This window comes from Picosynechococcus sp. PCC 7003 (genome assembly GCF_001693255.1).
GTDB lineage: Bacteria > Cyanobacteriota > Cyanobacteriia > Cyanobacteriales > MRBY01 > MRBY01.
On record NZ_CP016474.1, the window covers coordinates 373302 to 393289 of the forward strand.

Below are 19988 nucleotides of genomic sequence, written 5' to 3' on the forward strand. Positions count from 1 at the left end.
GGTCTTGTTTGAGCCAATCTAAAACCGATGTGGTTTATGGTGAGTCGTTAAGGGACTAATTTGTATTGTAAGTGTCACATGCTTAGTTCGTATAAGCTGCCGCTCCAGTCTTGGGAAAACTGAATATTTTGCTACAGCAAAGAATATTAAAATCCTTGCGGGGCACGATGGCAACATTACAGATTGTAAATTATCTTGCGGTCAACTTAAAAGGATCTTGGGGGGCGATCGCCGATGGATGAGGTAATAACCATGATCCAAATATTGAGCTGATGAGATTAGATCAGACTTGGCGATCGCCCGGGATTTTTTTCAGGTCACGTCCACGGCACAATGGAGAGTTGCACGGCGACGGAGAAAATAGCTTGGCGAGTTTGACGCATATTCGGATTGTGGTTGTAGAACCTGCAGGGGCACTAAATCTTGGCTCCATTGCCCGGGTGATGAAAAATATGGGCCTGAGGCAATTGTTTTTAGTCAATCCCCATTGTAACCATTTGGGCCAGGATGCCTACCTGATGGCAGTCCATGGGCGGGAATTTCTCGAACAGGCGGTGGTTGTGCCTGATTTGGCAACGGCATTGACGGGTTGCAAAAAGGCGATCGCCACCACTGGACTCCAGCGCAGTTTGTCGATGCCTGTGGAAACGCCGAAAGAAGCTCTGCCCTGGTTTTTAGAAGATGATCAGCCCAGCGCGTTGATTTTCGGACGAGAAGACCACGGCCTGAGTAATAGCGAATTAAACCAAGCCCAAAAACTGGTTTGCATTCCCACGGGCGATGAATATACGTCCATGAATTTGGCCCAGGCGGTCGCCGTTTGTAGTTACGAATTGCGCAGTTTAGCCACCGAGCAACAGGGTTTCCCTCCTAAGGAAAAAGCTCCACCAATGCCTGATTTGGCGGAGCTCAATGAATTAGAGGGCTATTATCAGCACCTAGAGCGGGTGTTGTTGCAGGTAGGATTTCTCTATCCCCACACCAGCGCCTCACGGATGGAAACCTTTCGTAATTTGTACCACCGAGCCAGTCCCAGTAGTCGAGAAGTGGCAATGTTACGCGGAATTTTACGGCAGGTGGAATGGGCGATCGCCAATGCGGCTGCACCGGAACCATAATATTTAAATCTGGTTTATACCTTTATATAAATGAATAATTTTAGCGACCACCGCTTCAATGCTGAGGTCATCGGTAATTAACTCCACCGCATCAGGAGCCTTGGTCAAAGGGGCAATGGCACGGGTACTATCGAGGCGATCGCGTTCGGTAATTTCTGCCTCTAGTTGTTTTAGGTCAATATTGGTTTCTCCCTGGGCTTTGAGATCCTTGGCGCGGCGTCTGGCCCGTTCGGCGGGGGTAGCTGTCAAAAAAATCTTGAGTTCGGCATCGGGAAACACATGGGTGCCGATGTCGCGCCCTTCTGCCACCAGACCCCCATTTTCGCCGAGGCGTTGCTGCTGCTTAACCAGAGCTTGGCGGACAGCGGCTTGGGCGGCGATAACGGATACTTGTTTGGTTACGGCAGGCGTGCGGATCGCCTGGGTCACATCAAGATTGTTCGCCAATACCGTAATGGGTTCTGTGGGAGCCTTGGGGGGCACCAAGGTGATGGTTGCGCTACTGACGAGTTCGGCGACGGCCACTTCATCCTGGGGATTAATATTGTTTTCTAAAACGAGGTAGGCGATCGCCCGGTACATCGCCCCGGTATCTAAAAAGAGGAGATTAAGCTGCTCGGCCACCTGGCGGGTAACGGTGGATTTGCCGGCTCCGGCGGGGCCATCAATGGCAATAATCGGCTGACGGGTTTTTAGCATGGTGTTATCAATCAAACGGGTTTGACCGACATAGGCGGCGATCGCCAGTAAACCAGATTTTTGCACCTGTGGCAGGGGCGTCAGAGTTTCTGGATCGACTAATTCTATATATTGCAGTTGTACCCCCGGAAATTTGGCTAGGGTTTCCTTGGCCGCCGCAATTAATAAATCCGCATGCCGTTCCCCCGCTTGAAATCGCTTTTGGGCGGTTTGAAGGGCTTGGGAAAGGGCGATCGCCTCGGTTGTTTCTGCCGTAGATAAATATTGATTGCGGGAACTCAGGGCTAACCCCGATGACTCCCGGACGATGGGACAACCCCGGACGGTGACGGGTAGATGTAAATCTTGCACCAGCCGTTTAATAATTGCCAGTTGTTGGGCATCCTTTTCGCCGAAATAGGCGATCGCCGGCCGCACCAATTGCAACAATTTCACCACCACCGTCGCCATCCCCGTAAAATGACCCGGTCGAAAGCGGCCACAAAGCCCGGTGGTCATCGATGGGGGCGGCAAAATCTGCACCGGTTCTGGCCCCGGATACATTTCAGCCAGCGTGGGGGCAAAGATCAGGTTTACCCCTAATTTTTCGCAAAAAAGGCGATCGCCTTCTAATTGGCGGGGATAGTGATCAAGATCTTCATTGGCCCCAAATTGCAGCGGGTTGACGAAGATACTCACCACCACAAAGTCTGTTTCCACCCTTGCCCGTTGGATTAAGCTGCCATGGCCTTGGTGGAGTGCCCCCATGGTGGGGACAAAACCAATTTTTTGCCTGGGGGCAACCTGGGCGATCGCCGCTTGTAATCCAGCAAGGGTGCGTACAACTTTCATCAGCTAAGGGATCGAGACGTTAGTTCAGAACCTCTAACTTTACCGTAGCCACGCCGGAACTGACTAAACCAATCTGCTGGGCCGAACCCTTAGACAAATCGATAATGCGACCAGGGGTGAAGGGGCCACGATCATTGATGCGCACCACCACAGAGCGACCATTACGCACATTTGTCACCCGAACTTTTGTCCCAAAGGGGAGGGTCTTGTGGGCGGCGGTCATCGCATATTGATTGAACCGTTCGCCGTTCGCCGTGCGGCGGCCATGGAACCCAGGCCCATACCAAGAGGCCCGGCCTTGCATCGTGCTTTGTACCTTCAGGCCAGCCCCAGCCACATTTTTTGCCTTGGGGGCATTGGCGATCGCCGCTACGGGTTCTGCACCACCGAGGATGCGTCGGAAGCGATTGACCGCAATTAGAGCATCCTGTTCATCATTGCCAGTGCGATCCGCGAGAAAAACCGAATCATCCAGGGTGATCAAGGGAGCATTGCCATAGAGCAAGTCATATTTGCCGGCGGCCTGCCAACTTACAGAAAACTTCGTGGCATCAAAGTCCGCTTGGGCAACGAGGGTATTTAATTCTTGGGAAACTTTTTGGGCGATCGCCTGGGCCTCATCATTGGCGGCATCACCGGAATCGAGAAACGTGAGAACGGGAAGTTGATTGACGTAGAGGGTGGTAGCTGTCCGTTCTTCGTGGGGATAAGAAAACAACGTAGCGATTGGTTTTAAGCGTTCTGCCGCAGTGGTCACTTGAGTACGGGCCAGAATGCGAGTAGACGTATCCGTATTTGCTAGGGTTGGTGCTGCGGTCAGGCTCAAGGGAGCAAAGGTCGTAAAAACAGCAGACAAAGCGAGCAAATGTTTACGTTTTAAGGTCATGAAAAAAAATTGAATTCAACTACCGCCGAAAACCATGCCTCACCAAAAACAATTGAAAGTAGAGGGTTTCCTTTGGTCAAAGGGGCCGTTGCATCCAAAAATGCGCCCACCCATACCTAAGTCAGAACGTTGTGATCACGTTACATTTCTTAAGCCGACATACAGTAACACAGGCTTTTTCAGCTTCACATCCGTATACACAGAGTTAAAAATGGGGTTTCACGTCAAAATAAATGGCAACGAATAAAGTTAAAGCAAGGTAAAATCTGCTTTTCGAGTTTTGTCAGACTCGACAATTTCCCTTGACCAATTCATAAAGAATTTTTATCGCATGGACTACCAACAAGCAGGAGTAGATATCGAAGCAGGGCGTTCCTTCGTCAAAACCATCAAGGATAACGTCGAAAGCACATACCGACCGGGGGTACTGGGTGGCCTCGGTGGGTTTGGTGGCTGCTTTGAAATTCCCGCTGGCTATCGTCAACCGGTGCTAATTTCCGGTACGGATGGGGTGGGCACAAAGCTCAAAATCGCCCACCAGACCGATCAACACCACACCGTCGGCATTGATTTGGTGGCAATGTGTGTCAACGATATCCTCACCTCTGGGGCCGAACCGCTGTTTTTCCTCGATTATTTAGCGACGGGTAAGCTCGAACCAGAACAACTGGCGCAAGTGGTCGCGGGCATTGTGACAGGGTGCAAGCAAAGTGGCTGTGCGCTCCTGGGGGGCGAAACGGCGGAAATGCCGGGATTTTATCAAGCAGGAGAATATGATCTTGCGGGCTTCTGTGTAGGAATCGTCGAAAAGAGCGAGATTTTAGATGGCTCCCAAGTGCAGGTCGGTGATGTGGCGATCGCCTTACCCAGTAGCGGTGTCCATAGCAATGGTTTTTCGCTGGTGCGGAAAATTATCGAAATGAATCAGTTGTCCTGGGGCGACAAACCCGCAGCATTTCAAGGCAAAACCCTCGGTGAAGTCTTCCTCACCCCTACCCAAATCTATGTCCAGGCGATCCAAGGTGCCCTCAAGGCCAAGATGGAAATCCACGGCATGGCCCATATCACCGGGGGCGGTCTCCCCGAAAATCTCCCCCGGTGTCTCCAAGCCAATCAGTCCATGGCCATTGATCCGAACACCTGGGAAATCCCCACCCTCTTCCAGTGGCTCCAAACCATGGGCGACGTGCCCCAAGCTGCCATGTGGGACACCTTCAATATGGGAGTGGGTTATGTGGTGATTGTGCCAGCCCCCAAAGCGGCGGAAAATGTGGCTTGGTTTCAGGCCCAGGGGATCGCGGCTTGGCAAGTGGGTACGGTGGTCGAAGGTCAAGGGGAAGTCCTCGGGCTACAATAGCAACGGTCACCCTTGCCAATGACTAACAATTACTGATATTGGGTTTGAGTTCATGTTTTCCTCCTTTGATAATCAAGGCCCGCAACCCAGGGAAAAATGGCGATCGCATGTGGATTGGTTTGTCCAGGATTACCGATCCCAACTGACGGCCCTTGCCTGGGGTCTCCAGCAGGAATGGGACCATGACGGCACCATCCTTGGCATTGATCTCAAACCCCAGCCTCATTTTGTCCCCTGTTCCCCAGAAACCCTCCAGACCCTCAATCGACGGGTAGGGGGTCGTCTCCAGGAAATTCTGGGGATCATTGCCGGGGCAGACTTTGAGCAGGAAGTGCTTATCCTCTGCATTGGTGACGGGCAGGTGAAACTGGTGTATTACCAAGCTGATCCCAGCCCCGAAACCTGTTGGCAAACCCATGGCCCTGACTTGGATCAGTTGATTGCTGATCTAGAAGCGGCCATGGCGGAATCTATTCAGCTTGAATCGGCCTCGAAGTAACGATCTACTACGAGAACCCCACAATAAAGCGAGATTTTCCTAAAATAAAGACAGAAAATCCTAAAAATCCCCTAAGCTGGCATCATGATTACCAAAACCGTGGCTGAAGTCATGACCCCCGATCCCGCCGTGGTCAAGGCAGATGATTCACTTCAAACGGCGATCGCCCTCCTGGTTGAGAAAAAAATTAGCGCCCTCCCCGTTGTGGATGGTCAGGGTAAATTGGTGGGGATCATCTCTGACAGTGACCTCACCTGGCAAGAAACGGGAGTTGATACACCCCCCTACATCATGTTGTTGGATAGTGTGATTTATCTCCAAAATCCCGCCAAACACGACGCCGAAATTCACAAGGCCCTCGGCCAAACGGTGGGAGAAGTGATGAGCAAAAAAGTTTACACAATTCACCCCGAAAAAATTGTCCGGGAAGCAGCCCATTTGATGCACGAAAAACACGTGGGTCGTTTACCAGTCATTGCCCAGGACAGCGAAAAAGTCATTGGGATCATTACCCAAGGTGATATTATTCGAGCAATGGCCCAGGCCTCTTAAGTTCCATTGTTTCATTTGGTAAAACATCTTCATGGCTTCCCTTGAATCCGTCCAACAATTGCTTTCTTCCGATAGCTTTGGCGATCGCATTTCCGGCTTAAATCAGCTCCGGGCCTTTTCGCCCCAGGAAGCATTTCCTCTGATCCAGCCCCTTCTGAGCGATCCCGAGGCGCGGGTGCGTTATGCGGCGGTGAGTCAAATGGATGCGGTGGGCCAAGGCTTTGAAACAGAGGCTTTAGCATTGCTTCGTCATGCCCTATTTAATGATTCGGAATTGGACGTCAAGGCGGCAGCAGCCGATGCGATCGCCGGCTTAAAAATTGCTGAAGCCTACGACGATCTCGCCCAGGTGTACCATTCCACTTCGGAGTGGTTATTGCAATTCAGCATTGTGGCGGCCCTCGGCGAATTGGGCAATCCCAACGCCTTTGATTTACTCAAAGAAGCCCTTAAATCAGAAACAGAATTGGTGCGCACCAGTGCCATTAGTGCCCTCGGTGATCTAGGCGATCGCCGTGCCATCGCGCTGTTGACGCCATTTATCGCCGATGAAGATTGGCAAGTGCGCTATCGTTTAGCCCAATCCCTGGGGCGACTTGGGGGTGAGGAAGTCAAACCTTTCTTAGAAACCCTGGCCCAGGATGAGCAAGCAGCAGTGGCCGATGAAGCAAAACATCACCTTAACTAGGTTGTGTTCTAAGTTTTTTCTACTTAAGCGCAGCATTCGTTTTGAACGAAATAGACAACAAAAAACTGCCTAGGATTTTTCATGTAAATGATCTCCCTGAAGCAGTTTTTTAGAATGAATTTCTAACGAGACATCACGCTAAAAATAAATTCCCTAGATAATGTTTGCGCCCCGTAAACCGAAAAAGCCAACTAGGGCAAGGCCAGTGAAAACAATGATATAACCAGCAAAAGGAATAATGGCAGCCATCTGATGTAGTCCCAGTAAAAACATTGCCACTCATTATAAAGGAAAGGGCGATCGCCGTCAGTAGTCCCCGGAACAGGGTTAGTTTTGCCAATGACTACCCATAAACAGCCACGGGAATCCGTTTAAAGGCAGGAATACCGCTTTTCGGATCAATGTTGGCACTAAACAAACAATTAGATTCGGGGTAAAACATAAAGGCGGCCCCTTCTCGAATTGCCCCCAGAATAATTGCAATATTTTCTAAGACTTGGTGATCGCCAAAGCTATTTCCCATTTGCCGAATCATCCCCAAGCACGACAGGCTATGTCCCCAAAAGCGCAGCAGTTGATCGACGGCAGAGGTAGCCAAAGGATAGTTGAGAAAATACAGGTTCTTTGTTTGAGGTAATAGACACAAGTCAAGGGGATGAGAAAAAGGTGCTCGCCAGCGATGAACCGACTTCTTTAAACACTTTCATTTCAAGGGCAGTGGAATCTGGAGACTCTGTTCGTCATGGATGTAGTCTTCTACAGTCAGTCCAATGTACAGAAAGTCTCTTCATTGAAATGGTTATCACGGGTGCCCCAGACTATTGGTATGGCAAAGAAGCTAATTCAGGAGTCAACGGAGATTTGGACGACAGTAGAGTATCATCTACCAGTCTATCAAATGTGGAAGACTAAACAAAATTATAGAAGAGAAGAACAGCAGTGATTATTGATTGAGAGTGACCAGCGTCAGGGGAACTCAGACCTGTGGGAAAAAGAACTCCAGAAATGTGAGCAGGGTCTGAAAAAAGAATGGAAACGGTAGCCCCAAAGAGGTAAGAGGATGTCTGAGAAAATATTCTAAGGATTACGCCAAGCGCCTCGGAAGGATGCGAATGGATGCTAGATATATCGGGAGTGTCAAGAATTTTGTGTAAGCAAGAAAATTTAGTCATCGCCCAGGAGACAGTGCTAGACCAACGCAAGAGACCGACATTCCATTGGACTTTACAAAAGTTTCAGGGCATTTATCTAATTTGATTCAATAAAGTACAGCAAATTACTAATCTCAGTGATGAACGTCGATGCATTATCCAACTTCTGGGCCCTCCCACCTGCCACTATTACTTATTTCCTCCCCCTGAGCCTACCTGCAGAATGTAAGTTAATTCTTTTGGAGGATATATTTTTCTTCAATCATTAAATCTTTCTATTGATCCCCAAAAATATCAGCTAAATTTTAATATAAAAGGCTATCGTAGTGATGTAAAGAGCTTGATTTGTCATTTATTTTGACGAGCAGTTCTAATTTTATTCCTAAAAAATGAGAGAGTATTATGAGCTTAAAAGATAGAGCAAAAGCAACTGCAAAAAATATTGAAGGCAAGCTGCAAGAAGGGCTCGGCGATCTCACAGGTGACTCTAAATCTAAAACAGAAGGACAGGCCAAACAGGTGCAGGCAAAAGTGGGTCATGCCGTAGAAGATCTGAAAGACGCAACGAAAAAGGCAATTGATTAACTGAAATTTTTAGCCGCGATTGCCATCTTTTCCCGAAAGTGAGTGGTCTCTGCATCAGGGGCTACGCATCTAATTTGCGAAAAGCAGGCTATACAAGCTTTTCAGAGATGGTCGTAATTTTCACTAAATTCTCAAACCTTTATCTGGTAAAGGTTTGAGAATTTAGATGCGTTTACCCTGGTCTCTGCATCACCAGTTTTTCTTTGAATTTAATGGAAGGGCAATAATATGTTTAATCTCATGTGGGGTGTTGTCGGTGTCCTCATTATTCTTTGGTTATTAGGATTTTCGATCAATGTTGGTGGAAGCTTAATTCACTTGCTTTTAGTCCTAGCATTGATTGGCATTGTTTATAACCTATTTATTGGAAACCGCTAAAAGACATAAAAAATCATTGGTCACTTCATTCTGAGGCTTTATTTATGAATATTCTTAAGCAACTCCGTAATTTTTTTCTAACCACCATAATAGCTTTTGTGATGACGCTTTCAATGTTTGGCTTTGGCTATACTCACAATTCAGCTTTGGCTAATCCTGGAGGAACAAGTGATTTTTCTTCGGCCCAATCAATTTCAATGAATCGCGCTGAGATTATGGGAAAAGATCTCGAGGGTAAAACCCAAGAGACGATTGGCAATATCACTGGGGACACGAAAGATCAATTCATGGGAAAAGCCAAACAAGTGGAAAGTCAAGTCCGCAACACTATGGAGAATGTGAAAGATGATCTAGCTCCCAGCGGCCGCATGAAAGCAGTGCAAAAAAACATTGAAGGAAAAGCACAAGAAGAAATTGGCAACGTAACTGGCAATCGCCAAGATCAGTTTTCTGGGAAAGCTAAGCAACTAGAAAGCAACATACGTAATGCTGTAGAAGATGTTAAAAATACAGTTGATGATGTCTTCCAGCACTAAATTTAATTGCTTCGTAATTCAGTGTGCTTGAATTTCTTTGGCAAGCGTGAATCTTTGATAATTCAATGCATCATCCAATGTACAAAAATTGGTGATCGCCCCAAAATCTTGAGGCCATAGCCCGGTCTAGACCAATGACAGATTCCGAATATGTAAAGAAGATTAGAAATTATGAACGCTAACAATACTCCGAGGGTTGGACGCATCGCCCATGCTGAATATCAAGATGTCTTGGGTCAAACCCACACTGAATACAAAGATGCCAAAGGAAATATTTACACCGAATATATCGATGCCCAAGGCAAGGTTCACACCTATGACAGTAGCTACGGCAATGGCCATTTTGCCGCTGCCGGACGAGAATCTCGAGCCGGTGCCAATGGCCTCCTCGTGGGTCTCCTCGTCTCCTGCATTGGGATTGTCGCCCTGGGTACCTTTTATGTCGTGACCCGGCCTGAAAAAATAGAACCTTTGCCCCCGGTGGTGAATGTGGAAACCCCTGAAACAGAGCCGGCCCCAGTGGAAAGAGTGGTTGAAAAACCTTCCGTTACCATTGTGCCGATCACCCAACCCGCGGTTCAGCCCACACCGCAACCTGCTGCCAATCCTGTGGCTCCTCAACAGCCTACAGACGTCAATGTGACGGTGAAAAACTCCCAACCGAACCCTGCAGTTACAACTCCACAAACACCGACAATTACAGATAGCTCTCTGAAAACGGCCATTACGAAGAAGTTCCAAGAGAGTCTGCCCAATAATCAGCTCAATGTCACGGTGGATAGTGGTGAAGTGAAGGTGACTGGTACGGTGGTGAGCCAAGAGCAATTGCAGCGAATTTCACCCTTATTGAATTCGATCACGGGCATCACCAAGGTCACAAATAATGCCACTGTCGCGCCGTGAAAGCAATAAATTACTGCGTCGCTGTGATTAGAGTGCAACTCAGCATTTCCTAAACCAAGTAAAAACTTCAGGAGGCTAAATTTCAGGCCTCTTTTTTGTATCATTTCAGAAAATGAGAATCCGGGGCGATCGCCGTCAGTAGTCTCCGGTAACAGGGTTAGTTTTGGAAGTGACTACCCATAAACAGCGACAGGAATCCGCTTAAAGGCAGGAATACCGCTTTTCGGATCAATGTTGGCACTAAACAAACAATTAGATTCGGGGTAAAACATAAAGGCGGCCCCTTTTCGAATTGCCCCAGGGATAATTTCGATATTTTCTAAGGTTTGGCGATCACCTCTGACGGCTACTCTTTGGTGGGGGACAAAACCCGCCTTTTTAATATCATGCATATTCATTAAAATGCAATAGCGGTGGGGCATTTCCCGATATTTATCTCCCTCTTGGTACACGACAGTATTATGCTGACCGTAGCTTCTGCCCGACCCTAAAATTAGGGCGATCGCCTGGCTTTTTTGAGGTAAATTAAATTCGGCTAAACTGGGTTCTTTTAACTCAGGTAACGCAATCACTGCCATCTGCGCTCGACCAGATTTTGTCGCAAATTTTGGCTCTTTGAAAATACGATTTTCGATGAGAAATTCCGTGCTCGCTTGATTCGCTTTTTTGAGGGGTTGATAATCCGAGATCGTTTGGGCAATTAATTCCCGCACATATTCTGTATCCTTTAACCGCCGCCAAGCAATGCGCCCTTCCCCGTGGATTCGCTGGGCAATTTCTGTAATTAAATCCACCTCTGCAATCAAATCCCCCTTGAGGTGGGTTTTCCCAACATCATTAATTCGGACAAAATTATTTCCCGATTCCGTTGTCGTTTTATGGGGATTTTCAAGGCGATTAAACACGGGCAAAATTAACGTTTGTTTTCTGCCTAAACCATGAAAGTGTCCAAGATTTGCCTTGGTTGAAACGTAGAATATAGTTTCTATTTGTCCCAAAGCTCTTTTTGCTTGAAAATGGTCTGGATTCGCACCATAAAAATTTCCTCCGAGGCAAAATAAGGTCTCTATTTCCCCTCGATCGGCAGCTTCCATTAAGCCCCGCGCATCATAGCCTTCATTTAAATTCAAAGGATGATCGAGTAATTTTTCGAGGGCCGTTTTTAACTCTTGACTGAGGCGAATAGTTACCCCCATAGACCCAAAACCCTGCACATTAGAATGACCCCGCACAGGCATCAACCCCGCCCCTTCTCGTCCAGCATTGCCTGTCATTAAAGCGGTATTGGCGATCGCCTTTACATTATCCGTCCCATTTTTCTGTTGGGTAATGCCCATCGCCCAAGCAAAAACAACATTATTAGATGTGCCAATAGTATAGGCCACTTCTTCAATTTCTTCACGGGCTAAACCACACAAATTCGTAAGGGTTTCCCAAGGCGCATTGCGGGCAAAATCAAGTACTTCCTGCCAACCCTCTGTATATTTTTCCAAATAGTCTAACTTGACTAAATTCTGCTCAATTAAAGATTTTTGAATGGCAATAAATAATGCCGCATCACTCCCCGGAATCGGTTGTAGATAGAGATTAGAAATTTCTGAACCTTTTTTCAGCAAAGATTTAATTGGAAAAGCAGGAGAGGCAAATTTAACTAAACCAATTTCAATCTGGGGATTGATAATAATGACCCGTCCACCCCGCGCCCGAATTTCAATCAGTTCATTCATTAACCGGGGATGATTTGCAGGGGCATTGGAACCCACTAAAACCACACAATCACTCTGTTTTAAGGACTCTAAACTCACCATCGATGTGCCCGTCCCAAAAACTTGTTTTAACGCCACACTCGATGGCACATGGCAGAGATCTGAACAGTCAGCTAAATTGTTACTCCCTAGCGATCGCAGTAACAATTGCAATAGGTAAGCTGCTTCATTAGAAGAGCGACCAGAACTATAGCTGGCAACGCGTTCAGGTGTTTTTTTAAAGGCAGTTTCCGCGATTTGAAAGACCTCTTCCCAAGAAATTCTTTCATAATGTTGGGAGTCTTCTCGAAGGATCAGTGGATATTGCAACCGACCCAATTGATCACATTCTTTAGAGCTTAATTGCTGTAGCTCAGTAATAGTTTTTTGCTGAAAAATACTTTCTTCAATGCCTGCTTGTAATTCTGCGGCGATCGCCTCAACACTTTTAGCACACCGTTGTAAATATTCCCCCGCTTCATTAACAAAGCCCCCTTTCTGGCCGCCAGTTCCCCAAGCACAGGATAAACAGGCACTTTTATGGTTTAAAGTTTGCCAAAGTTTTAATCCTTTCGGAGAAAGACTTTGCTTTGCCCAGTATTCAATGATTGGCAAACCGCCGCCAGACTCAGGCAAATTCGACTCGGAAGAAAATTGTGCCATGGATTGATTGGGGTTAAAGGAACTTGCTTAAATTGTAGTGGCATTTTATTTAGGCTTGGGTTTGAAATTTAGATGATACCCATAAAAAAGAGTGGGCGATCGCCGTCAAAATTGCCATAAAAAAAGAGGGAACAAGTCATTGACTGCTCCCTCTCATCCTTAGATTGATCTCAAATTATGGGTTTAGAGTTGTGGTACAAACTGCTCCTTTTCCGGAACCGTTGTGTATTCAGCCACAATCTGTCGGAACTCTTCCCCATCGATGGTTTCTCTTTCGATCAGTAGATCTACGAGACGATCGATTACTTCCCGGTTATCGCGCACCAATTGGCGGGCGAGACGGTGAGCTTCTTCGGCAATGATCCGAATTTGTTCATCAATGCGGGACGCAACCACTTCAGAATATTCTGAGCGATTCATAAAGCCACCACCAAGGAAGACTTCACCCTGTTGGCTTTCTAGGGACAACGGCCCCAAATCACTCATCCCGAAGCGAGTCACCATTTGGCGAGCCATACCGCTGACCTGTTGGAGATCGCCCCCAGCACCAGTGGTTACTTCGTCGTGACCAAAGATTTCTTCTTCTGCAGCCCGGCCACCGAGGGCACCGGCAATGCGGGCCATTAATTGGGACTTCGTGGTTAAACCTTGTTCTTCGTTGGGGGTGAACCAGGTTAAACCTTGAGCTTGACCACGGGGAATGAGGGTAACCTTCTGTACCGGATCGTGATCCTTGAGCAGGGTGCCGACGATAGCGTGGCCCACTTCGTGATAGGCGATCAGACGCTTACTCTTACTGTCTACCAGGGGAGTACCTTCCATCCCGGCGATTACCCGATCCACTGCGTCATCAATTTCCGCCATGGTGATTGCTTCTTTGCGACGACGCGCCGTAAGAATTGCTGCTTCGTTCAAAAGGTTAGCGAGGTCGGCACCACTAAAACCGGGAGTGCGGCGGGCAATAACGTCGAGGGAAATTTCGTCGGCAAGTTTTTTGTTGCGGGCATGAACTTCGAGAATGCTCAAGCGGCCTTTGATGTCGGGGGTATCTACAGTCACCTGACGGTCAAAGCGGCCCGGACGCATTAAGGCAGAGTCCAGCACATCGGGACGGTTGGTGGCGGCGATAATGATGATGCCGGTGTTGCCTTCGAAACCATCCATTTCGGTGAGCAACTGGTTGAGGGTTTGTTCCCGCTCATCGTTACCACCACCGATACCAGCACCCCGTTGACGACCTACAGCGTCAATTTCGTCGATAAAGATTAGACAAGGTGCATTTTCTTTGGCTTTTTTGAAGAGGTCACGTACCCGGGACGCACCAACCCCAACGAACATTTCCACAAACTCAGAACCAGAAATACTGAAGAAAGGTACCCCAGCTTCACCGGCGATCGCCTTCGCGAGGAGGGTTTTACCAGTTCCGGGAGGGCCAACGAGGAGAACCCCTTTGGGGATTCGGGCACCCACTGCTGTGAATTTTTCTGGCTGCTTCAGGAAGGTAACAACTTCTTGGAGTTCTTCTTTTGCTTCTTCGATGCCAGCAACATCATCGAACATGATTCCCGTTTGCGCTTCCATCATGAACTTCGCCTTAGACTTGCCGAAGTTCATCGCCTGGCCAGGGCCACCGGGCATATTGCTAGAGCGACGGAAGAGGAAAAATAATGCCGAAATCAAGAGAATTGGGAAGATTAGATTTCCGAGAATGCCCCACACAGCACCATTGTTGCTTACGGGGTGGGAATCGAAGTCTACCTTGGCGTCCCGGAGTTTGCTAATCAGTTCAGGAGAATTACCAGGCAAATCAACGCGGATTTGTTGCACACGGTTGTCTAGTTCTGGGTCAACCGCTTCAATGATCGCTGTGCGGCCCCCTTCGTATAGATCAACGCTTGTTACCCGGCCAGCATCTAAATATTCAAGGAAGCGGCCATAACTCATGCGGATGTTGGCGCTATTACCAACGAGGTTGGAAGGATTTGCCGAAAAGGCTCCCTGCCAAACAAAAAAGCCGATCACGAGTAGGGGAAGTGCCCAGAGGACAGCGGTTTTCCAAGATGGTTTCATGGGTTAATCTTTGTTATGTTTGATTCAATAAGTGGATGCGAAGAGAAGCAGCGAAGGGCCACCGATCTTTGCAATCCCGAAGGGCGCACCACGAAGCAAAGGTTTTCGCGCTTACTAGCAGTATAAAAAGAAAGCGTTGCTTAGGGGCTTTGCCTATAAATTGGCATTTTTATGACGATGTCTTAACTAAATTTAACTTAATTCTCATTTTGATAGCAACTTTCTGGGATTTTCTGGGTGTGGATTGATGCTTTTCGTTGGGTGGGTGGTCTGCGTTTTCCAAGCAAAGGGAAGATCGATCACCGCCTGCGCTAGATTCAGTTAAGGTTAAATGTTTAATTAAATTTTTTAGATTTTCAAAGTGATGGTGCTGTGATCTCTCCTTCCCCTAGCCCGAAACAAGCTGTTCCCTCTGATGCGGCGACTTCCCATAGATCGGTTTCTCTTGATCTGTCAACCCAGTCGCCCTTGCAGTGGACTTTATTTTTACTCATTTTGGCCTTGCTGGCGGTATCGTTTGCGGCGATTTTTATCCGTTGGTGCAGTACGGAGCTAGGGGCTGGGGCAACGGTTTTTAATCGGTTGTGGCTGGCGACGGTGGTTTTGGGCTTGTGGGAACTGCTGAAACCCAGAAAAAATGATGATAACGTTATGGCGATCGCCCCCCGGATCACCGGCAAAGATTATGCTCTATTGCTGTTGGTGGGGGCTGTTTCCTCGAGTTCAGTGGTGTTGTGGGCGCTCTCCCTGGCGGAGACGAGTGTGGCGAATTCGACGGTGCTGCGAAATCTAACGCCGCTGTTCACGACCCTGGGGGCTTGGTTGTGGTTCCGCCAAAGCTTTGACCGACGTTTTCTCTGGGGTCTGGTGGTGGCCATCGGCGGGGCGATCGCCATTGGGGTAACGGATTTCCAGTTGGCTTGGCAGCATTTAACTGGGGATCTGCTGGCCCTGCTGTCTGCCCTTTGTTATGGGGTGAATTTACTCTTGGTGGAAAATCTGCGCGATCGCCTGGGGGCAAGCCAAATTCTGCTCTGGCGCTGTGGTTTTGGTTGCCTATTGCTGTTGCCTTTTGTGTGGCTCACCGAAGACCACTTATTTCCCCAGTCCTTACCAGTTTGGGGAGCCGCCATTGGTTTGGCCATTTTATGTCAATGCTTTGGCCAGGGATTAGTGGTCTATAGTCTCAAAACGTTTTCGTCTGGCTTTGTGGCGATTTTTCTTCTCTTAGAGCCAATTATTACGGCGGTGTTTGCCTGGGGTCTCTTGGGTGAAACTTTAACGCCGACCAATGCGATCGCCTTCTGCGGGGTGCTTGGGGGGATCTACCTGGCAAAATCAGCCCAGACCCAAAAGCCCCAAACCCAAGCTTCAACAAAATCTTATTCTTCGCCTGCCACCTGAAGCCGGTATTCTTCGGCGGTCATCGTTTCTGCGAGCATTTCATCGTCGAGATTATCGACCCGCACCTTGATAAACCACCCCTCTTCGTAGGGGTCTTCGGAAACCATTTCTGGCGATTGAATTAGCGTCTCATTGCGGTCAATGACGGTGCCGGAAATCGGTGCGTAAAGATCCTCTACAGCTTTGACGGATTCGATGCTGCCAAAGGTTTCGCCCACGACAATTGCATCCCCTTCCTCCGGTAGCTCTAGGAAAACAATATCCCCCAACTCATCGATGGCATGGGCACTCAAGCCAATGGTGGCAATTTCCCCATCGAGGCGAATGTATTCGTGGCTATCTAAATAGCGGAGGTCATCTGGATATTCGAGTTCCATAGTCAATTTCTCTAGGCTGGAAGGTCGCAGGGCACAGACAAGGAGGCACCATGGATGTGTCGAGTCTGTACAACCCTTGGGCTACTTTATTCTGGAATTTTGGCAAGATCAAGGCTTCAACAGAAATTTGTTACGATTCCTGGCCCGGGGCAACAATGACCGAAACTTGTCAGGGTTCATTAGCGGCGATCGCCTTTTGTTTTCTGACCAATTTTGGTGCCCATTTCCGTTTTTGCCGACCAAAAAAGATAGAGGGTTAAGCCCAGAAAAAATAGCCCAAAACCGAGCCAATCACGCTGCATCTCGAAAATGCCTCCCTACTGCTCTAGATCTTTAATTTCCTTCGGGACAGCCGCCGTCAAAACCTCATGGCCCGTTTCTGTGACCAACACATCATCTTCAATGCGAATGCCAATGCCCTTCCAGTGGTCGGGAATTTCCGGCTGACCTTCGGCTGGTTCAATGTAGGGGGAAATGTAAATACCCGGTTCCACGGTGACAATATTACCCGCCGCAAAATTCGTCCAAGCATCCTTTTCCGGGCCGATCTTGTAGATCCCTGCGTCATGGACATCTAGCCCTAACCAGTGGCCCGTGCCATGCATAAAGAAAGGCTTATATTTTTCCCCTTCGATCAGTTCTTCGAGATCGCCCCGGAGTAACCCCAAATCCAGCAGTCCCTGGGTGATCACTCGCACGGCCGCCGCGTGGGAACCTTGGTAGGAATGCCCCGGCTGGACAGCTGCAATGGCTTGTTTCTGCGCTTCGAGGACAATTTCGTAGAGGGTTTTTTGTTCCGGGGTAAATCGGCCACCAATGGGGAAGGTACGGGTAATATCGCCGTTGTAGTAGTCATAGCAAGCCCCCGCATCGATCAGGAGTAATTCGTTGTCCTGGAGTTGGGCACTATTTTCAACGTAGTGCAGGATACAGGCATTGGCGCCCCCGGCAACAATGGAAGGGTAAGCAAAGCCAGCAGCTCCCTCGAGGCGGAAAAGGTGTTCGATCTCGGCTTGGACTTGGTATTCGTAGAGTCCGGGTCTGGCATATTCCAGCGCCCAGAGGTGGGCTTTAGCCGAAATGGCCGTGGCCCGACGCATGAGGTCTAGTTCCGCCGAGCTTTTGACCATGCGCATCGCGTGTAAAATCGACCCCGGATCTTCAAGGGCAGTGGGGCCTGTACCACGCTTCGAGCGGGTTGCCAGGAGACGTTGGTAATGTTGCAGAATCGTTTGGTTAAATTTTTCGTCCCGGCCTAGGTGATAAAAAAGGCGATCGCCACCCTTGAGATATTCGGGCAGTTTTTCGTCTAATTCCTGGATTGAGTAGGTGATATCAGCACCGAATTTTTCCTTAGCTCCTTCTACCCCAGCCCGGTAGCCGACCCAAATTTCCTGGGCAAGATCCTTGGGTTGCACGAACAGAATAAATTGATGTTCCGGGTGGTGGGGGGCAAACACAGCCACCGCATTGGGTTCATTGAAACCCGTCAGGTAATAAAAATCGCTATCTTGGCGGAAATTATATTCCACATCGTTATGCATCACCGCGTGGGGCGCACTGCGTAGGATGGCGGTTCCCTGGCCAATTTTAGCCATGAATGCTTGGCGACGCTGTTGGTATTCCTGCGGTGTAATGCCCATTGATTTCTATCGATCTGCGCTTGTTTTGAGTGAATAAAATGGTAGCAAACTTTTTTGCCTCCAAATTTGCCCCCTAAATATTGACCCATAAAAAAAGCTGGCGACTTCACCCAAAAGGCGATCGCCAACCTTAATTTTGAGGGATCTTATAAAGATCCGTTTTAGCTTTCGGCAAAAATGTATTTGCGCAACTCTGCCGGATTCGGTTCGGGACTACTTTCAGCGAAGGTCACAGACTCATTCACCACTTCTTGAATTTTCTTCTCAATCGCCTTCAGTTCCTCGGCGGTAGCCAAGCCCCGATTAGTGACAAATTTTTCAAAGCGTTTCAGCGGATCCCGCTGGGCCCAGAACTCTTTTTCTTCGGCAGAGCGCAATTCATCGGGATCGGCGAGGGAGTGACCCCGGAAGCGGTAGGTGAGTGCTTCGATCAAAGTTGGCCCTTCCCCAGCTCTTGCTCTGGCGATCGCCTTTTGGGCCACATCCCGCATTGCTAGCACATCCATCCCGTCCACTTCATAACCGGGCATCCCAAACACACTCGCTTTCTTATAAATTTCCGGCTGGGACGTTGCCCGTTCGTGAGCCATACCGATCGCCCACTTATTATTTTCCACCACAAATAAAATCGGCAATTTCCAGAGGGCCGCCATATTTAGGGTTTCAAAAAACTGGCCATTGTTCGTTGTCCCGTCCCCAAAGAAACAAGCCGTCACATTATCAGCATTTTTATTGCCCATCACTTCCTGGCGGTATTTACTTTGGAGGGCCGCCCCTGCCGCCACCGGAATCCCTTCCCCGATAAACGCGTAGCCCCCCAGGAGACCATGCTCTTTTGAAAACATGTGCATCGAGCCACCTCGACCCTTGCTGCAGCCCGTTTCTTTACCAAACAGTTCCGCCATCACTTCCCGCGCGGGCACCCCAGCACTGAGGGCATGGACGTGGTCACGGTAGGTACTACAAACAAAATCTTCCCCCTGCCGCATGGAGCGAATCACCCCAGTGGAAACCGCTTCCTGACCGTTGTAGAGGTGAACAAAGCCAAACATCTTGCCTCGGTAGTACATCTCAGCACACTTATCCTCGAACAAGCGTCCTAAGGTCATATCTTCGTAGAGCATGAGGGCTTCTTCTTTGGTGATCTCTACCGAAGAACTATCAAATTCTGGGGCTGTCCGTTCTTTATGCATCATTAACATTCAGGATTTTTCGGTTAGTCTTATGAGTCGATCACGCGGCGCAAGGGCTGTGTGAAACTTGAAATAACAGTTTAGAATCAAATGGACTTCCATAGAAAGAAGAAGCAAAGCTTTATTGGTTAAGCAACTTCGCAATGCCATTATCTAAGTGGGTTAAGTGGGTATAGTCAATATGCTGACCGCCACCGCAACAGAGGGGCCGACAGCGCATTCGTTATGGGGAGTAAAACTCTTTGGTTAATTTGACACTCTCCGTTGGTCAACACAGAGATTCTTGATTCAGTGAGTCCACTTGCCCAGGATTCCTTGCGAAGCCCTAGACAGAGGTGGGTCTCTCCCCAAGCGTTACTTTCCCAGTGCCCCTGGGTAGTTGGATTTGTCCAATGTTTGTTTGACTTGAAACGGTTGTTTCAAATGCTGGTCGTCTAGTTCCTGCAAAGATTTTACCTATCCACAGGGGGAAACTAGAACGATTGGATAGAACCCGATATCTCTGATTGTCAAGGTTCAGCGTCGTGCCGTGAGGCGACTGGGTTTTTAGAGCGGTTGATTACCCTATCCGCTAAAATTCAGTGTAGCAGCTTAGCAGATCTTGAATTTGCTTCTTCCCGACATCAGTCACTCGCTTTGGATCACCCCCTAGTACAGTGGGGTCTTACCGCGAATTTTTGATAACGTTAATTGACCCGACTTTTGCTGAT

Annotated in this window: 19 protein-coding genes; 10 read left to right on the top strand and 9 right to left on the bottom strand. The window is 48.5% G+C overall.

What is annotated here, in order from left to right; all coding sequences use genetic code 11:
* Positions 1-365: 365 nt before the first annotated feature.
* Positions 366-1118 (top strand): RNA methyltransferase, encoded by a 753-nt coding sequence (locus tag AWQ21_RS01760; protein WP_083997946.1) that lies wholly within the window; start codon positions 366-368, stop codon positions 1116-1118.
* A gap of 3 nt (positions 1119-1121) precedes the next feature.
* On the opposite strand, the gene AWQ21_RS01765 is transcribed toward AWQ21_RS01760, so the two are convergent.
* Both AWQ21_RS01765 and AWQ21_RS16675 read right to left on the bottom strand, forming a co-directional pair.
* A complete protein-coding gene (locus AWQ21_RS01765) occupies positions 1122-2648 on the bottom strand; it encodes a bifunctional pantoate--beta-alanine ligase/(d)CMP kinase (protein WP_065713059.1) in 1527 nt (508 codons plus the stop codon).
* Between the two features lie 19 nt (positions 2649-2667).
* The gene (locus AWQ21_RS16675; RefSeq protein ID WP_065713060.1) at positions 2668-3534 is read right to left on the bottom strand and encodes a septal ring lytic transglycosylase RlpA family protein; all 867 of its coding nucleotides are present in this window, start codon (positions 3532-3534) and stop codon (positions 2668-2670) included.
* Positions 3535-3865: 331 nt separating this feature from the next.
* On the opposite strand from AWQ21_RS16675, the gene purM reads away from it, so the two are divergent.
* From purM to nblB, 4 genes are all read left to right on the top strand, one after another.
* On the top strand, positions 3866-4891 hold the full coding sequence (purM, locus tag AWQ21_RS01775; protein ID WP_065713061.1) for a phosphoribosylformylglycinamidine cyclo-ligase: 1026 nt from the start codon (positions 3866-3868) through the stop codon (positions 4889-4891).
* Positions 4892-4943: 52 nt separating this feature from the next.
* A complete protein-coding gene (locus tag AWQ21_RS01780; RefSeq protein WP_065713062.1) occupies positions 4944-5390 on the top strand; it encodes a hypothetical protein in 447 nt (148 codons plus the stop codon).
* An 87-nt stretch (positions 5391-5477) separates the two neighbouring features.
* Positions 5478-5942: a CBS domain-containing protein gene (locus tag AWQ21_RS01785; RefSeq protein ID WP_065715169.1), complete on the top strand. Its 465-nt coding sequence runs from the start codon at positions 5478-5480 to the stop codon at positions 5940-5942.
* Between the two features lie 31 nt (positions 5943-5973).
* Positions 5974-6630 (top strand): phycobilisome degradation protein NblB, encoded by a 657-nt coding sequence (gene nblB, locus AWQ21_RS01790; protein WP_065713063.1) that lies wholly within the window; start codon positions 5974-5976, stop codon positions 6628-6630.
* 343 nt (positions 6631-6973) lie between these two features.
* Here nblB and AWQ21_RS01795 read toward each other — a convergent pair whose 3' ends face one another.
* A complete protein-coding gene (locus tag AWQ21_RS01795; protein ID WP_157094685.1) occupies positions 6974-7228 on the bottom strand; it encodes a hypothetical protein in 255 nt (84 codons plus the stop codon).
* Between the two features lie 955 nt (positions 7229-8183).
* On the opposite strand from AWQ21_RS01795, the gene AWQ21_RS01805 reads away from it, so the two are divergent.
* The 4 genes from AWQ21_RS01805 to AWQ21_RS01815 all read left to right on the top strand — a co-directional run bounded on the left by AWQ21_RS01805 (position 8184) and on the right by AWQ21_RS01815 (position 10183).
* Positions 8184-8366: a CsbD family protein gene (locus tag AWQ21_RS01805; protein ID WP_065713066.1), complete on the top strand. Its 183-nt coding sequence runs from the start codon at positions 8184-8186 to the stop codon at positions 8364-8366.
* Between the two features lie 240 nt (positions 8367-8606).
* Positions 8607-8744, top strand: coding sequence for a lmo0937 family membrane protein (locus AWQ21_RS16145; RefSeq protein WP_232315108.1), 138 nt, complete (start codon positions 8607-8609; stop codon positions 8742-8744).
* 44 nt (positions 8745-8788) lie between these two features.
* Positions 8789-9280, top strand: coding sequence for a CsbD family protein (locus AWQ21_RS16685; protein ID WP_065713067.1), 492 nt, complete (start codon positions 8789-8791; stop codon positions 9278-9280).
* A gap of 171 nt (positions 9281-9451) precedes the next feature.
* Positions 9452-10183 carry a BON domain-containing protein gene (locus AWQ21_RS01815; protein WP_065713068.1) on the top strand — a complete coding sequence of 244 codons (732 nt, stop codon included), beginning with the start codon at positions 9452-9454 and terminating at the stop codon, positions 10181-10183.
* Between the two features lie 173 nt (positions 10184-10356).
* On the opposite strand, the gene AWQ21_RS01820 is transcribed toward AWQ21_RS01815, so the two are convergent.
* The gene (locus tag AWQ21_RS01820) at positions 10357-12591 is read right to left on the bottom strand and encodes an FdhF/YdeP family oxidoreductase (protein WP_065713069.1); all 2235 of its coding nucleotides are present in this window, start codon (positions 12589-12591) and stop codon (positions 10357-10359) included.
* 183 nt (positions 12592-12774) lie between these two features.
* A complete protein-coding gene (ftsH2, locus tag AWQ21_RS01825; protein WP_065713070.1) occupies positions 12775-14661 on the bottom strand; it encodes an ATP-dependent zinc metalloprotease FtsH2 in 1887 nt (628 codons plus the stop codon).
* Positions 14662-15129: 468 nt separating this feature from the next.
* Here ftsH2 and AWQ21_RS01830 point away from each other — a divergent pair, with 468 nt between their 5' ends.
* The gene (locus AWQ21_RS01830) at positions 15130-16065 is read left to right on the top strand and encodes a DMT family transporter (RefSeq protein ID WP_232315028.1); all 936 of its coding nucleotides are present in this window, start codon (positions 15130-15132) and stop codon (positions 16063-16065) included.
* Here the strand turns inward: AWQ21_RS01830 and gcvH are convergent.
* From gcvH to pdhA, 4 genes are all read right to left on the bottom strand, one after another.
* Positions 16044-16442 (bottom strand): glycine cleavage system protein GcvH, encoded by a 399-nt coding sequence (gene gcvH, locus AWQ21_RS01835; RefSeq protein ID WP_030006127.1) that lies wholly within the window; start codon positions 16440-16442, stop codon positions 16044-16046. The two genes, AWQ21_RS01830 and gcvH, sit on opposite strands and share 22 nt — an antisense overlap.
* Positions 16443-16621: 179 nt before the next feature.
* Positions 16622-16744, bottom strand: a complete 123-nt coding sequence (locus AWQ21_RS16605; protein ID WP_257784284.1) for a hypothetical protein — start codon at positions 16742-16744, stop codon at positions 16622-16624.
* Positions 16745-16759: 15 nt separating this feature from the next.
* Positions 16760-18085 carry an aminopeptidase P N-terminal domain-containing protein gene (locus AWQ21_RS01840; protein WP_065713072.1) on the bottom strand — a complete coding sequence of 442 codons (1326 nt, stop codon included), beginning with the start codon at positions 18083-18085 and terminating at the stop codon, positions 16760-16762.
* A 161-nt stretch (positions 18086-18246) separates the two neighbouring features.
* Entirely contained in the window at positions 18247-19278 is a 1032-nt protein-coding gene (pdhA, locus tag AWQ21_RS01845) for a pyruvate dehydrogenase (acetyl-transferring) E1 component subunit alpha (protein ID WP_065715170.1), read from the bottom strand.
* Positions 19279-19988: the final 710 nt, after the last annotated feature.